Source organism: Oleiphilus sp. HI0061 (assembly GCF_001635675.1).
The window spans coordinates 1-919 of the sequence record NZ_LWFE01000122.1; the positions used below are offsets into that span (position 1 = coordinate 1).

At 45.4% G+C, this 919-nt stretch carries 2 protein-coding genes; both read left to right on the plus strand.

The features are described 5' to 3' along the window. Positions 1–403 (plus strand): Lrp/AsnC family transcriptional regulator (locus tag A3735_RS30075; RefSeq protein ID WP_068637436.1); only part of this gene is annotated, 403 nt, incomplete at its 5' end. Further along, positions 375–919: Lrp/AsnC family transcriptional regulator (locus A3735_RS01530; RefSeq protein WP_068637438.1), on the plus strand; the 545-nt coding region annotated here is incomplete at its 3' end. The genes A3735_RS30075 and A3735_RS01530, both read left to right, overlap by 29 nt.

The window sequence follows — 919 nt, forward strand, 5'->3', positions numbered from 1 at the left end:
TTTTCCTATTTGTGAATACCCTTTTGCCGAAGTTGCAAAAGAGCTGGACATAAAAGAATCAGAGTTGATCGACCGAGTTGAGAAGATGCGTGCCGATAAAACGCTAACGCGCTTTGGCCCAATGTACCATGCAGAGCAGTTGGGTGGTGCACTGTCACTTGCCGGTATGGCGATACCGGAAGAGCGCTTTGATGAAGTAGCTGAAATCGTCAATGGCTTTCCCGAGATTGCTCACAACTACAAACGGACTCACGAATTGAATATGTGGTTTGTGNTTGCAACTGAGGAACAGGAAGGTAAAGGGCGAGTGATCGAAGAAATTGAACGTCAGACAGGATTTAAGGTCTACGACATGCCGAAGAAGGAGGAGTTCTATGTTGGATTCTATCTCGACCTCGAATGATTTTTATCGCCCTCAAGCGGAGGACTTACCTATGGAGGAGGAAGAAAACTACTCACTATCGAGTATAGATCGCGAGTTGATCGTCTTGACTCAGGAGGGTTTGCCTCTTGCCCCACGACCTTATCATGTGCTGGGTTTGATGTTGAATATATCTGCCGATGAGGTGATGGCGCGTCTGCAACGTATGTTAGATAAAGGGATTATTCGAAGAATCGCTGCAGTACCCAATCACTACAAACTGGGCTTTAAAGTAAACGGTATGACTGTGTGGGATGTGTCCGACGAAAAGGTGAGTGAATTAGGACAAGCTTTGGGCGATTTATCCTTTGTTAGTCACTGTTATCACAGGCCCCGCCACTTACCGCTATGGAGGTATAACCTCTTTGCCATGGTTCATGGTAAAACTAAACAAGAAGTTGCGAAATATATAGAGCAGATCAATCAGCTATTGGGTGATGACTTACGAGCGAGCGATGTGCTCTACAGTACCAAAATATTAAAAAAGACCGGTCTACG